This window comes from Acinetobacter sp. WA-87, assembly GCF_039938935.1.
GTDB lineage: Bacteria > Pseudomonadota > Gammaproteobacteria > Pseudomonadales > Moraxellaceae > Acinetobacter > Acinetobacter seifertii.
This window is the reverse complement of sequence record NZ_JBDUVF010000001.1, coordinates 24,789-38,751: the sequence shown is the minus strand read 5'-3', so window position 1 is coordinate 38,751 and position 13,963 is coordinate 24,789. Positions and strand designations below refer to the sequence as shown.

Below are 13,963 nucleotides of genomic sequence, written 5' to 3'. Positions count from 1 at the left end.
AAGTATAAGCGATCATGCCGTCGAATACTGATATGAATCAATTGAAAAGATTAAGTTTTGTCGTGACATTGAGTTGTTTATGCTCACCATTTGTTTTTGCGGAATCTATCGACTGCTCAAATTCAAAATCTGAGCTCAAAATCTGCTCAAAAACCTTTAGTGAAGCGCGTAAGCAACTCAACAATCAATATCTTTCTGCATACTTAGTTACAGATGCCCCCTTAAAACTTCTACAAGATACGCAGACTTTGTGGTTTAAACATACTCAACAATGCAAAAACACTTCATGTTTTCAACAACAGTTTGATATACGTGGGGATGATTTAAACTTTTATGCATCACTTAAGCAAACCCTAACACAGCATTATCTTAAATTTGAAAATGGGCATATTGCAGCTCAACCTGTTCATTTACAAATTCATCAACTTGCTAAAGATAAAATCAAAATCGAAGGATTAGCTTACCGTAATCCGAATAACCGAAAAGATACGCAAACTATTTCACTAATGGCTTATAGCTCTCCTGAACAGAAAAGTGAAATTTTAGATAACGAACATAACTGCAAATATAAGTTCGATTTCCAAAAAGCTTTACTTGTAGTGAAAACCCAACAAAAAGGTTGTGAACGATTTACAGGTGTTTATAGACTATATGATTAGTTGATATAAAACAAAAAAGCCAGTGAATCTACACTGGCTTTTCTTTTTTAAGTTGGATATTTTTGCAGAATATCTTGACTCACCAAAACAGCTGTCGCTGCTGATAAAGTCCAACCTAAATGGCCATGTCCGGTATTATAAAAAACTCGTGGCTGTTTAGACTGTTTTACGACTGGCAACATATTAGGCATCATCGGTCTTAAACCTGCCCATGGAACAACATGCTCAGTTGAAATGTCAAAATTACGATTCACCCAATTCACTAAAGGTTGAATACGATCCGCTCGAATGTCTCGATTATAGCCGTTAAACTCAGCCGTACCTGCAATACGTAAACGATCTTGGCCTAAGCGAGACGTTACAATTTTGGCGCTTTCATCAAGCAAACTCACCCATGGCGCATTTTTAATACTTTTCTCATCTTTCAATTGGACAGTAATTGAATAGCCTTTAACTGGATAAACATTTACACGCTCACCGACCATATCAGCCAACTGATAACTTCCGACACCACCACAAACAACCAGAACATCACCTTCCAATTGAAAGCTATCTGATTGAGAAAGATGAGGATGTTCAGCACTTGGCTGACAATTCAACACTACTTTATCTGTGTGACATTTAATATCAGTCACTTCAAGCCCAAATTTATACTGAACACCATATTGTTTAGTCTTTTCAGCTAAAGAAGTTGAATACTTATGAATGTCTCCAGTTGCATCACTTGGAGTGTAATACCCCCCAAAGTAATCACCAGTTAAAGATGGCTCGATTGTCTTCATTTCCTCTGGTGAAACTGAATAGCGCTCCAAAGTACCTTTGTTTAAGACGTCATTCACCTGTTTCGCAACATCATAATCAGCCTTACTGTGATACATATGAAGAATACCGCGTTTCTCCAAATCAAATTGAAGCTGCTCTTTTTCAGCGACTTCAAACAAGCGCTTACGAGCGAGCAATGCTAAGCGAACAGTTTCTATAGTGTTAGCCTCATAATTTTTAATATGAGATAGAAACTCAACTAACCAGCTATATTTGTGCAAGCTAAAAGAAGGGTTAAGTAATAGAGGAGCATCTTTTTGCCTCATCCATTTAAAACCTTTTATAACGGTCGCTTTCTGGTTCCAGACTTCTGCATTACAAGCAGATAATTGCCCTCCATTTGCAAATGATGTTTCCATAGCTGGATAAAGATGGCGATCAATCACTGTGACTTGGTAACCTAATTGAGATAATTCATAGGCTGAAGTAACCCCTGTGATTCCTGCACCAATCACAATAACATGTGGCATAACAGACTCCTCTGAAATGCAAAAACATTTCATCAGTACAGCCCATCTGTCATTTGTACCTGAGAGTTTCGACCTAAATACTACCTTTTAGCATTTCGATCTTCCCCTTCGGTGAGTTTATGACTTATAAGTTTTTATTCTTCATGCTTATAAATCTTAAGCTGCTCTCCAGATTTTTTAATTATTACAGTCCTTTTGCCTGAGAGTTTCCGGGCCTGTTGCTCCTTCGGCGGGTTCCTAAGAACCTCTCTCCCGCAATAATTTTGTATTTATATAAGCAATGTATCTGCCACTTTTAAAAAAACGCATTCTTTTCTTGTAAACTTTTGTACAACAATTTAATTAAATAAGAAAGTATTTGATTTAATTATAAAAAAAGGTGAATTATTGAAATTCACCTTTTGCTATTTATTAGAGCTTTCCTTCAAGTACTTGGTCAGAAACTAGACCTTTCCATTGCTCTCTCAAAGCTGGTAAATAAAACTTCTCACCAATTGTGACCAACTCCGCATCAATGAGTGCATGAATTTCGTGCATAAAAATATAATCCAGCGCGACTAAAGACAGTTGATGATTTTTTTGTGCTACTTTTTTACGTTTAGATTGAGCTTGTTTAATGAGCTCATTTGCAAAATTTTTATCTTTATATGTTGTGATTGCATTTAAACGAAGCTCAATAACACCCCAACCTGCCAACAATTTTTTGAAGATTTCAAAGTCTTTTGTCGTTGATTCCCAAGTTACGTTTTCCAGATTATTATCTTCGGGTAAAACAGGTAACAGTAAATCACCAGTACTTGGAAAAATCTTTTTAAGATTTAACAGAAATTTAACAGGCTGATCACTTGGGTAATCATTAAACTGTACATGTTGTTCGGTATCTGTTAAATAAATCGAGAGCATTCAAAAATCCTTAGCTAAGCAACTGTTTATTATGTGTTTAATTTCTATACCGCAAAACAAATGCAAATTAAAAACAATACAAAAACAGGATAAGGTGGGCATTTTAACAATTATGACAGCTTATTCAACTCTAAGTTAGTTTGATTAAGCTATATAAGAACAATTAAATTCAATTAACTTTGTAAAGAGCGCTGATATGAATTAATAGCTCAAAAAGCGAGTGCTCATTAAATACACTACAACTCAGCCTCTTATTCAGATTTAATGTTACAATACAGTGATTTACTCAATTTCATCTGGCTCCCAAAGAAATGAATAGATCACAGTTAATTTTATTATTTTTAAGTATTTGTACTTTTTCTTCTTCTGTATTTTCTGAAACGATTACCTTCCCAACTGAACAAGAGTTTTATGACCAAAAATCGAATCGCCATAGAAGTATGCTTGAGATAAACAATTCAAATCATAAGTTTAACGAATCACAACATAATCCTTTTCGTTCTGATTCAAACAAGAAAACAGTAGATTTTTTTGAAATTGCCAAACAATACCAAGATGAGAAACCACAAAATACCTACTCTCATTCTCCAGATCCAACTGTGAATATGAGTGATCATGACCGAAGTCTCTACTATATTAGAAATCATGATGATATAGGTCTCAAAAGAGATATTCGTATTCAACAATATAGATCATTAAAACAGCAATACGATAAAGGAGTCATTTCCAATGATGAATACAAAGAGAAAGTTTACAAAATTTTAAAATAAGCTTTTATATATTCTGAAGCCTTCTTTTAATGGAAGGCTTCTATAAGAATTTTTGAGATAGAAGGTTAAAAATTATAAAAAACAAAGATTCATAGTAAATAAACAATAAAAATTAAACAGTTTTAACTGTTAAAAGACACCAAACTATTGATGTCTTCCCTACAAATAAAGGAGAGATCAATGAAGATTCGAGCTTCACGTACCTATTCAACTTATTCAAATCACTATTTTATTTCAAAAGAATATGAATGCAGCGTTATTCCAGTAAAAGGAATGTGCTTTACCGATCTTGGTTTGACCGAAAATGGTGTGATTGAACCGATAGAAATTATAGAGGTCACTATAGATCCGACCTCTAATTCTTATCATGTTCTTTTAGCAAAAGATGCTCATGAATACACGAAAGAAGAACTAAAAAGAAAATTTGAAGAAATGAAAGTAAATAGTTGGGAATATATAGAAGATCTACTGATGTAGCTTTTATTCTCAACCTAATAAGTTAGAGCACATATCAAAAGCTATAGATTTAATGCGTACATATAATAGCCATCAGTAGTTTATCTGTACATTCAGTACAAAATGGCACTACTGATGGCTATATAGACTGCTTATTTACTATTTGGCGAAACCATTTTTTCAGGTTTAACGACCTCGTCAAACTGTTCTGCTGTTACTAAACCAAGCTCAACAGCCACTTGTTTTAAAGTCTTATTCTCTTTATAGGCAGTTTTCGCTACTTTTGCAGAGTTTTCATAACCAATAACGGGATTTAATGCAGTAACTAACATGAGAGAGTTATGCAAGAAGTGGTCAATTTTATCGCGATTAGGTTCAATTCCAACCGCACAGTGATCATTAAAACTATTACATGCATCGCCAAGAAGCTGAATAGATTGCAATAAATTATAAGCAATCACTGGCATAAATACGTTTAATTCGAAGTTACCCGAAGCACCAGCGATATTAATAGTGGTATCGTTACCAAGCACTTGTGCAACCACCATGGTCATTGCTTCACTTTGAGTTGGGTTCACTTTACCTGGCATAATACTTGAGCCTGGTTCATTTTCAGGAATGCGAATTTCCCCAAAACCACAGCGTGGGCCACTTGCTAACCAACGAATATCATTAGCAATCTTATTTAAGCTTACTGCTAAAGTTTTTAATGCGCCTGATGCAAAAACAGCGGCATCACGCCCTGCAAGTGCTTCAAATTTATTAGGAGCAGTAACAAATGGCAAACCCGTTAAAGCTGCAAGCTGAGTTGCTGCCTTAACAGCATAGTCAGGATGAGCATTTAACCCTGTTCCTACTGCTGTGCCGCCCAATGGCAACTCATACAAACCAGTTAAAGCTTGTTGCAGACGTACTAAACCGTGCTCAAGTTGAGAAACATAACCACTAAATTCTTGGCCTAAGGTTAATGGTGTAGCATCTTGCAAATGAGTACGGCCAATTTTAACAATATCGTGAAACTCATCGGACTTCTTTTGCAAAGTCACTTTAAGCTGCTCTACAGCTGGAATCAGCAATTCATTAATTTGCAAACTTGCTGCTACGTGAATAGCTGTTGGAAATGAGTCATTGGTAGATTGCGCACGATTGACATGATCATTTGGATGTACTGGTTTTTGTGCGCCCAGCACTTCACCTAATTTTTGGTTGGCAATATTGGCAATCACTTCATTACAGTTCATGTTGCTTTGTGTACCAGAACCTGTTTGCCAAACTACGAGTGGGAACTGTGAGTCCCATTTTCCTGCAATCACTTCTTCAGCAGCGCCCACAATATATTGACTTAAATCTTGTGGTAACTGTCCTAACTCTGCATTGGTTATTGCTGCTGCTTTTTTTACCAATCCCATCGCTCGAATCATGGCACGGGGTAAACGCTCCTGCCCGATTTTGAAGTTCTGTAAGCTACGTTGGGTTTGTGCTCCCCATAGCGCTTCATTTGGAACTTCAATCTCACCCATAGTGTCATGTTCAATTCGTGTTTGCATAGAAACCTCGGTTATCTGGTTAAAGAACTCACGGGCTGAAGCAATTTTTGCTTTGGCTAGTTAATTTTAGTATCGTACTCAAGCATTCCATTATTGTAAATAAGAATCATTATCTTATCTTCCATTTAATGTGTTTTGATAGAATCTCCATTCATCTTCAATCATTTGCTTTAAAGTTCGTTTCGGATTCCATTGTAATAAAGTTTTTGCTTTTCCTACATTTGCACCAAGTTGAGCCAATTCTTCATGCTTATAAATTGCCGATTGTGTCGGAATTTCAGCTTGGGTCACTTGTGAAATTTCATCTAATAACTGACGAATTGAATGTACTTGGTCATGTGCAATATTAAATGCTTCACAGCAATGGGTTTGATCACGTAGCCATAGTAGAGTTGCACTTACAGCTTCGCATACATCTAAGACATGTAGAAAACTACGCTCTACAGTATGGTCTTCGGTAGACACTTGGTCTTGTAATTCAATTAAATCACGCTGCATGGCTGCTACTTGCAATGCAAGCGGTACAATATTTTTAGGAAGCTGCGCAACATACTCACCTAATACACCATGCTCAAAAGCACCTACAATATTTGATAGGCGTAAGATCGCAATTTTCCATTCATGATCAATTTTATAGGTATCACGAATGATTTCTTCAATCATCTGTTGAGATTTGATATATGGATTTGGATAAGCGTAGTTGAAATCTTGTGTTTCACTCAGTTCTAAATCAGATTTTCCATAGACTGCCAAGCTAGATAAATGGATAAAATGACGAACTCCTGTACGTTGCATCGCACGTAATAGACTCATGATGCAACTGACATTATCGTTATAATATTCGAGCGGTTTTAAGTTAGATTCTTCAATGGATTTAAAACCAGCGGTGTGAATGACAGCATCAATTGAGTATTGTTCAAATACCTTATTCAATGCAGGTGTATTACGTACATCAAGTTTAACAAACGGAACGTACATACCAGAGATGTATTCTAACCGCTCAAGCGTTTGCAAGGTCGAGTTAGCCAAATTATCGACAATAACCACTTCTTGGCCTTGAGCCAACAGACTCAATGCAATGTGTGAACCGATAAAGCCTAAACCACCTGTCACTAAAATCATTGTATACTTACCTTTCTCTTAATGTATCTACGCCCATTTAGACGTATGACCATAGTGAATTCTCAATGAGTACATTACTACTAATAACCTCTGCTCCTACTTCAATCCATGCTTGGCATGCGCTGGGCCTTGCTCAGGCACTCAAAAGTAAAAATGAAGACTTTCGTGTATTCTTTTACCAAGATGGCGTTCAGGTTGCGAATGATTTTCAGTGGGTTCCTGACGACCAGCGTAATTTAACGCATGAATGGCAAAAGCTCTCGATCCGACTTCCTGTCTGTGTCAGCGCCGCCCTTGCACGTGGTATTACCGATGCAGAAAATGCGAGTCGCCATCAACTTAGTCATCACAACCTAGCAGACAACTTTGAGTTAGTTGGACTAGGTGAACTTGCTGATGCAGTACAGTCAGCCTCTCGTCTTCTTCAATTCTAAGTTACTTTGTTAACTTAGATTGTTGCTTTTAAAAGGTATATTGTGTGAAAACTGTACTCGTTATTTTGACCCAAGCCAATCTAACCAGCCTACAAGTCAATGAAAGCCTCGCCGCTACTATGGTTTTAGCAACCTTTGGCTCACCAGTCAAAGTATTATTGAAAGATGCAGCTCTTAGCCTCTTACAAAATGAACATAACTTTGACCAGTTGCAGCATGCTTTTAAAATTGCTTCAAACATGGTGGATAGCTTTGAGTTTTATGACTTGAGCCCCATTCTTGTTGAGACCAAAAATAAACAGCATCCTTTTGTTCAAAACAGTGAGCAGGAGCTAGAGTTTGTTCAGTTAGATACTGAACTCATCCAATCCTTCAATCATGTCTTATATTGGTAGATAAAGGTGTAAATTTAATGACGCAATCAACACTTTATCTGGTGCAAGCTTCTTATCACCATACCCCTCGTATTATTGAAGAACTTGAAAAGCTTTTTAATAAAGACGATCAGATTGTTTTTATGGGCGATTCAACCGCACAGCTTTCCGTAAGCATTTGTCAGCAGTTTGGCTCAGTTTCTTGTTTGTCTCATGAAAAAGATTTAATTGATGCAGAAACCTTAGCTCACGTTAAGATATTAAATTATGACCAGTTTGCGGATCTGGTTTTACAATTTAATCGATGTATTTCTTTGAAATAATATAGTTAGGCTCATTTTTATGAATTTAGAATTAGATCAAGATGGTCATTTAGTCGACTATACGATTTGGAACCCCGAAGTCGCACAGGAACTTGCCAAATCTCTCGATCTTGAATTAACAGATTGGCATTTTGAAGTTTTAGCTGCGGTTCGCCAATTTTATCAGCAATTTGGGCATTCTCCTGCAACACGCCCTCTGATTAAGTTTTTAATGAAAACCGTCAGTCCAGATATTAATAATGCTGTTTTACAGCAAAAATTTAATACCGGCCTAGTTGCACGCCATCTCAGTCGTTTGGCAGGCATTCCTAAACCGGCAAATTGTCTATAAATTTTTTATGCGAACTTTTTAGCGGCAGCGACACATAGAATTGTTACTGCCGTTACCATTAACATCGACCAACTTACATGTTCATGTAATAACAGTGCGGCAATCGCGAGTCCCATTAAAGGTTGTAAAAGCTGTAGCTGGCTAATTGCAGCAATACCGCCTTGTGCAAGCCCTTTGTACCAGAAAAAGAACCCGATAAGCATACTAAATAACGATACATAAACCAGCCCTGCTATCGCCGATGTAGATACATCTTGGAAAGAAACAGGCATGTAAAAAATAGTAGCAAATAACATAATCGGTAAAGCTAAAATAAGCGCCCAACAAATCACCTGCCAGCCACCTATTTTTTTCGAAAGTACTCCGCCTTCTGCATAGCCAAATCCACATAGAATAATTGCAATAAGCATGTATAAATCGCCGATGCTGAAAGAAGCTTCACCCGATAAAAAAAACATGTAGGTAAAAACAATCAGACTGCCTAAAATTGCAAATATCCAAAAAAATAAATTTGGTTTTTCTCCGCCTCTCACTACTGCAAATATCGCTGTTGCAAGCGGTAGAAGACTAACAAAGACAATTGAATGTGCTGCATTCATAGATTGCAAAGCAAGTGCCGTAAATAAGGGAAAACCCACCACAACACCTAAAGCAACTATAGCAAGTGGCCCCCAATATTGTTTAGCGGGTCTTTTTTCTTTAAGCAAAAAGATAAGAATTAAACCTAAAATACCCGCAATGGCTGCTCTTGCCGCCGTGAGAAAACCAGGATCAAAACTGGTAACCGCAACACGGGTGGCTGGTAATGAGCCTGCAAAAATCGCAACCCCAATAAAACCATTTACCCAACCATTCATAAACTTTTGCATATTATTCTCCGCAACTATACGAAGAATTTAAGCTGTGATATGGTGTCAAAACCAGATACAAAGCAGTACAATTTCAAAAAACTGTTATGTATAAATAAGCAGTACAGTTAGAGATGGTTAACGTGAATCAGTCAAAAACAAAAATCGAGCTTGTTATCTCACAGATTGAACAGCAAATTAAAAATCGTTCTTTAACACCAGGCTCCCGTTTACCTTCTGTACGTAAACTATCCAAAGATTTAGGTTTTTCTGTTTCTACTATTGTTGAAGCTTATGAACGGTTAATTGCCGTAGGTAAAATTGAATCTCGTAGTGGCTCCGGTTTTTATGTCGTAGGACCGCTTGCCCCTTTAGCTTTAAGTGAATTAGGCCCTAAATTAGATCGTTCTATAGATCCGTTATGGATTTCGCGTCAGTCTCTGGAAGCAAAACCCGATGCATTTAAACCTGGTTGTGGCTGGTTACCAAATGACTGGATGCCACTTGAGAGTATTCGTAAAGCTTTAAGATCTGCTACACGTAACGAAGATGATAACTTAATGGGCTATTCGTCACCTTTAGGGCTGCCAGCATTAAGAGATTTACTCGCTAGGCGAGCGCAAAGTAAAGGTATAGATGCAAACTTGAACCAAGTTCTTTTAACTGATTCGGGTACCCAAGCAATTGATCTGGTTTGCCGTTTCTTACTTAAACCAGATGATGTTGTTTTGATTGATGACCCTTGCTACTTTAACTTCCATGCCCTACTTAAAGTTCATCAAGTTAAAGTTATTGGTATTCCTTACACACCAAATGGTCCAGATTTAGAAGCATTTAAAGAAGCGATTGAGACCCATAATCCACGGCTTTACATTACAAATTCTGGAATACACAACCCCACTGGTGCAACACTCTCACTTTCGATCGCTCATCAATTATTAAAACTGATTGAGCAGTCTAATTTGATTGTGATTGAAGACGATATATTTTCAGATTTTGAACATACTTCAGCGCCACGACTTGCGGCCCTAGACAACCTTTCACGCGTGATTTTTATTGGAAGTTTCTCTAAAACACTCTCTGCCTCTATTCGCTGCGGCTACATTATTGCTAAACCAGAATGGATTGATCAAATTACCGATTTAAAAATAGCTACCAGCTTTTCTCACAATGGGCTCTCAGCCAAAATATTACATACAGCTTTAACTGATGGCTCATACCGTAAGCATCTAGATGTGTTAAAAGTTCGTTTAGCTCAAGCCATGCAGGAAACAATAGCGAAACTTAAATCGATTGGAATAGAACCATGGATTGAACCAAAGGCCGGAATTTTTGTGTGGTGTCGGTTACCCGAAGGAGTAGATGCAGCGAAGATTGCTCAGTTTTGTCTGAATCGAGAAGTAATTCTTGCTCCGGGTAATGCCTTTAGCCAAGCACAATCGGCAGGCCAATTTATTCGTTTTAATATTACCCAATCAAATCATGATTATATTTATAAGACTCTTACAGAGGCACTTCAGCAAGAGTCTTTAAAGAAAACGCTTTAAGCTTGTTTTTGCTTTTGTTCTATATAAGCAAAATAGCCCGGTCCAGCCGTAACTTGAACTTGTTTTGCATGCAAAGGTTCACTGCAGACCGAACATATCATGATTGGTTCAAATTTATGACCACAAGCTTTATGACGATATTCCAAAGGTTTACCTAAACCTTGATCCATCCATTTATCTGCCCAGTTCGCCATAGATAATATAATTGGATAAAGCTCAAATCCTTTATCGGTGAGACGATATTCAAAGCGTTCCTGACGATCAAAATAAGGAGCTTTGACTAAAATTTCGTATTCAACCAAACGCTTTAAACGATCCGATAGGACATGACGAGTGACACCTAGCGATTTTTGAAAATCATCAAAACGGCGAATTCCCATAAAAGCATTACGTAATATTAGCATCGTCCATCGATCACCAATTACTGATAGCATACGGGCAACAGAACAAGGTTGATCACCGATGTCATCCCATTTCATCTTTATGCTTACCTCAATATATAACTGGCTTACTTGCCTTATTATTTATACCCTAAACCACTTAATATGTTATATGCAATATTCAGCTTAAAAATAAGTTTTTAATGTACTTATGATGCTTATTTTTTAAATAACAATGAATAGAAATACTTATAAAATATGATTAACTTATAAGTATAAATTAATCATATTCAGCTTATTTATAGGCTAATTTGAAATAAAGATTCCTTTTAATAAAGCACCTGACTCTAGTTTTGTACTCGTAGGAATACGGACTAAACAATTGGCTTGCATAAGGTTACTCAGCATATGAGACTGCTGCTTAGCCAAACTTTTTACTCTAAGTTGTCCTGCATCAAAATAAGCATACATTCGCAAAAAACGCTCACGTGCATCTTCTTTTAAATCATGCTCTAAAATTGCAGTAAACCATTCTGGTCCCTGTCTATTACCCTGCAATGCATCAAGCAAAGATTTGCCGTAAACTTGCATTGCTACATATACCGCAGCTGGATTGCCCGGTAAGCCTAACAAATAGCAAGAATGGCTAGCTTGTGAATTATGGTATTCGGCAAAGAATAAAGGTTTACCCGGTTTTTGTTTAACTTTCCAAAAGATTTGTTCAAACCCAACTTCGAAAGCGCATGGTCGAACAAAGTCGTAGTCTCCTACCGAAACTCCGCCTGTTGTTATAATGACATCATGACTATCTTTTAACTGGTTAAAGTAATGGGTGACCTGCTCTGCTTCATCTGCCACGTGAATGAGTTCAATATCTAAACCATAATCTTCAAACCAAGCTTTTAGTAATGGACCATTTGCATCAAAGACTTTTCCATCAATTAAATCATCTGCCGTTTGAGCAACTTCATCACCTGTGACTAAAACTGCAACTTTTGGTCTGCGGTAAACAGTAAGTTCTTGTACACCTGCCATACTTAAAGCAGCCAAGCTTCCAATATTTAGAAACTGTCCTACTTGAGCAAGTAACTGCCCTTGCTGGATTTCTTCTCCGGTAAAGCGGATATCGGCTTGAGGGCGTATATGTTCCGTTAAACAAACTTCTTGGGCCGAAATAACCGATACGATTTCTTGTCGTGCTACATGCGTTGTCCCTTCAGGAATTTTGCCGCCCGTAAATATACGAATCGCCTGACCTTCACCGAGTATGTCATGACTCTCACTTCCAGCACGAATCTCACCTGTGACTTGGAACTTTTGATAATTTAAGTCTTCTGCATGGCTACAAAGTGCATAGCCATCTACCGCACTTTGAGAAAAACTTGGTAGATTAATTTCAGAGTAAATCTCTTTTGCAAGATAACTACCTAGGCTATTTGTTAGAGTCTTTTGAATAGAGTTTAAGTTTTTAGGCTTATTAATCACTAAATCTAGTGCTTCATCTATACTGATTAATCCACGCTCAGCACCACAACCTGACATTATTCATAGCCTCCTGGATGCGGTAAATCACGGCAAACATCAAAAATATGGACTAAGGCAGGTAAAATAGCAGCCATTGATTCGCTTGCTCCACCACGGCTTCCCGGTAAAGTCACTACTAATGAACGATCAATAAACCCTGCCACTCCACGTGACATAGCAGCATATGGCGTGCGTTTTTGTCCAAATGAGCGAGCAGCTTCCATTAAACCATCTAATTTACGTTCTAAAAGAGGCTCTAGCGTATCAACTGTAATATCACGCTTGCCAATTCCTGTACCACCAACAGTCATAATGCAAGCATATGATTTGCTCAACTCAAGCACTAAGTTTTTTAAAGTATCTGCTTCATCTGGCAAAATCTGGTAGTGAATCGGATCAAATCCTGCTTCAGTTAACGTTTCAACCACAGATTTTCCGGCAGTATCCGGCTTTCTGCCCGCTGCGACGGTATCGGATAACACAATAACCGCAGCCGAAACAGGTTGACGCAATACCCGTTTAAAATGGGATTTTCCGCCTTTTTTCTTCAGTAGTTTACATTGATCCATCCAGAGTTCTTCTGGTTCACAATGAGGCTTTAACATGTCATAGATAGTTAAGCCTGCAAGGCTTGCCGCCGTTAAAGCTTCCATTTCTACGCCAGTTGGACCAATAGTTTCAACAACAGCAATAATTTTTACAAAGTCATGTTCTAATTCATATTCAACATCTGCCCGATAAATCGGTAGCGGATGACATAATGGAATCAGCTCATCAGTTCGTTTGGCTGCCAAAATTCCTGCAACACGCGCTGTTTTTAATGCATCACCTTTTTCCGTGTTTCCTTGTCTTAATAGTTCAATACAGTGCGGTGGTGCATATAAAATCGCTTGTGCTTCGGCAACACGATAACTTTCCGGCTTCATTCCTACGTTTTTCATTATTTATCCTAGTGTTACATATTTCAGTGTGAGTGTTCATGGCCGGCATGATGATGGTGATGTTTGTGCTCGTGCGATGCATCCTTACGAATACAACAGCCCTCTACGTAATGACTCGTGCCATCTGTAAAGAACTCTTCTTTAAAGACAGGCACTTCATGTTTTACCCGCTCAACCGCTTCCTCACATGCTTGAAAAGCTTCACGACGATGGGCTGCATACGCAATCGCAATAATGGCTGTTTCACCGACATCTAGATACCCAATACGATGAACCACTCGCACATAAGATACCTGATACTTTTTCTCAATTTCTAGTTCAATTTCACGTATCATTTTTTCTGCAAGCGGTTTATACGATGTATATTTCAGCGCCTTTACCGCTTTACCTTCGTGGTGATTACGAACCGTACCCATAAAAATATCGATACCGCCACACTCAGGAAAAGATTGAATCGGATCAAAAGTATCAAGGCTTAAAGCTTGCTCTTGTATACGTGCAAAATCTCGCAT

General features: G+C 37.8%; 17 protein-coding genes and 1 riboswitch. Of the genes, 8 read left to right on the top strand and 9 right to left on the bottom strand.

The window, feature by feature from the left end; translation table 11 throughout:
- Positions 1–14: 14 nt before the first annotated feature.
- Complete coding sequence (locus ABFY81_RS00190) at positions 15–659, top strand: hypothetical protein (protein WP_049064217.1); 645 nt, start codon at positions 15–17, stop codon at positions 657–659.
- A gap of 47 nt (positions 660–706) precedes the next feature.
- Here ABFY81_RS00190 and ABFY81_RS00185 read toward each other — a convergent pair whose 3' ends face one another.
- Positions 707–1,951, bottom strand: coding sequence for a D-amino acid dehydrogenase (locus ABFY81_RS00185; RefSeq protein WP_191107826.1), 1,245 nt, complete (start codon positions 1,949–1,951; stop codon positions 707–709).
- Positions 1,952–2,128: 177 nt separating this feature from the next.
- A riboswitch (glycine riboswitch) is annotated at positions 2,129–2,216 on the bottom strand.
- A 146-nt stretch (positions 2,217–2,362) separates the two neighbouring features.
- Positions 2,363–2,854 (bottom strand): hypothetical protein, encoded by a 492-nt coding sequence (locus tag ABFY81_RS00180; protein WP_077166176.1) that lies wholly within the window; start codon positions 2,852–2,854, stop codon positions 2,363–2,365.
- Positions 2,855–3,165: 311 nt separating this feature from the next.
- Between ABFY81_RS00180 and ABFY81_RS00175 the strand changes: the two genes are divergently transcribed.
- Complete coding sequence (locus ABFY81_RS00175) at positions 3,166–3,624, top strand: hypothetical protein (RefSeq protein WP_347912739.1); 459 nt, start codon at positions 3,166–3,168, stop codon at positions 3,622–3,624.
- Between the two features lie 180 nt (positions 3,625–3,804).
- Positions 3,805–4,101, top strand: coding sequence for a hypothetical protein (locus ABFY81_RS00170; RefSeq protein ID WP_347912738.1), 297 nt, complete (start codon positions 3,805–3,807; stop codon positions 4,099–4,101).
- Between the two features lie 131 nt (positions 4,102–4,232).
- Here the strand turns inward: ABFY81_RS00170 and fumC are convergent, their stop codons facing one another.
- Together fumC and galE are read right to left on the bottom strand one after the other, a co-directional pair.
- Entirely contained in the window at positions 4,233–5,627 is a 1,395-nt protein-coding gene (gene fumC, locus ABFY81_RS00165; protein ID WP_347912737.1) for a class II fumarate hydratase, read from the bottom strand.
- Positions 5,628–5,741: 114 nt separating this feature from the next.
- A complete protein-coding gene (galE, locus tag ABFY81_RS00160; RefSeq protein WP_019458726.1) occupies positions 5,742–6,749 on the bottom strand; it encodes a UDP-glucose 4-epimerase GalE in 1,008 nt (335 codons plus the stop codon).
- Between the two features lie 65 nt (positions 6,750–6,814).
- Here galE and tusD point away from each other — a divergent pair, with 65 nt between their 5' ends.
- The 4 genes from tusD to ABFY81_RS00140 are packed head-to-tail and all read left to right on the top strand — an operon-like array spanning position 6,815 to position 8,211.
- Positions 6,815–7,183, top strand: coding sequence for a sulfurtransferase complex subunit TusD (tusD, locus tag ABFY81_RS00155; RefSeq protein WP_004701165.1), 369 nt, complete (start codon positions 6,815–6,817; stop codon positions 7,181–7,183).
- A gap of 44 nt (positions 7,184–7,227) precedes the next feature.
- Entirely contained in the window at positions 7,228–7,578 is a 351-nt protein-coding gene (locus tag ABFY81_RS00150) for a hypothetical protein (RefSeq protein WP_077163348.1), read from the top strand.
- A gap of 17 nt (positions 7,579–7,595) precedes the next feature.
- Positions 7,596–7,880, top strand: coding sequence for a DsrH like protein (locus ABFY81_RS00145; RefSeq protein ID WP_347912736.1), 285 nt, complete (start codon positions 7,596–7,598; stop codon positions 7,878–7,880).
- A gap of 19 nt (positions 7,881–7,899) precedes the next feature.
- On the top strand, positions 7,900–8,211 hold the full coding sequence (locus ABFY81_RS00140) for a TusE/DsrC/DsvC family sulfur relay protein (protein WP_001047539.1): 312 nt from the start codon (positions 7,900–7,902) through the stop codon (positions 8,209–8,211).
- 5 nt (positions 8,212–8,216) lie between these two features.
- Here the strand turns inward: ABFY81_RS00140 and ABFY81_RS00135 are convergent, their stop codons facing one another.
- On the bottom strand, positions 8,217–9,080 hold the full coding sequence (locus tag ABFY81_RS00135) for a DMT family transporter (protein WP_347912735.1): 864 nt from the start codon (positions 9,078–9,080) through the stop codon (positions 8,217–8,219).
- Between the two features lie 122 nt (positions 9,081–9,202).
- Here ABFY81_RS00135 and ABFY81_RS00130 point away from each other — a divergent pair, with 122 nt between their 5' ends.
- The gene (locus tag ABFY81_RS00130; RefSeq protein ID WP_288421079.1) at positions 9,203–10,606 is read left to right on the top strand and encodes a PLP-dependent aminotransferase family protein; all 1,404 of its coding nucleotides are present in this window, start codon (positions 9,203–9,205) and stop codon (positions 10,604–10,606) included.
- Here ABFY81_RS00130 and ABFY81_RS00125 read toward each other — a convergent pair.
- From ABFY81_RS00125 to ABFY81_RS00110, 4 genes are all read right to left on the bottom strand, one after another.
- Positions 10,603–11,085 (bottom strand): helix-turn-helix domain-containing protein, encoded by a 483-nt coding sequence (locus ABFY81_RS00125; protein ID WP_288421080.1) that lies wholly within the window; start codon positions 11,083–11,085, stop codon positions 10,603–10,605. The two genes, ABFY81_RS00130 and ABFY81_RS00125, sit on opposite strands and share 4 nt — an antisense overlap.
- A gap of 207 nt (positions 11,086–11,292) precedes the next feature.
- Complete coding sequence (locus ABFY81_RS00120) at positions 11,293–12,528, bottom strand: molybdopterin molybdotransferase MoeA (protein ID WP_191010033.1); 1,236 nt, start codon at positions 12,526–12,528, stop codon at positions 11,293–11,295.
- Positions 12,528–13,451 carry a bifunctional molybdenum cofactor biosynthesis protein MoaC/MoaB gene (gene moaCB, locus ABFY81_RS00115; RefSeq protein WP_014207007.1) on the bottom strand — a complete coding sequence of 308 codons (924 nt, stop codon included), beginning with the start codon at positions 13,449–13,451 and terminating at the stop codon, positions 12,528–12,530. Before moaCB ends, ABFY81_RS00120 begins: the two co-directional genes overlap by 1 nt.
- A gap of 23 nt (positions 13,452–13,474) precedes the next feature.
- Positions 13,475–13,963 (bottom strand): molybdenum cofactor biosynthesis protein MoaE, encoded by a 489-nt coding sequence (locus tag ABFY81_RS00110; protein ID WP_191010034.1) that lies wholly within the window; start codon positions 13,961–13,963, stop codon positions 13,475–13,477.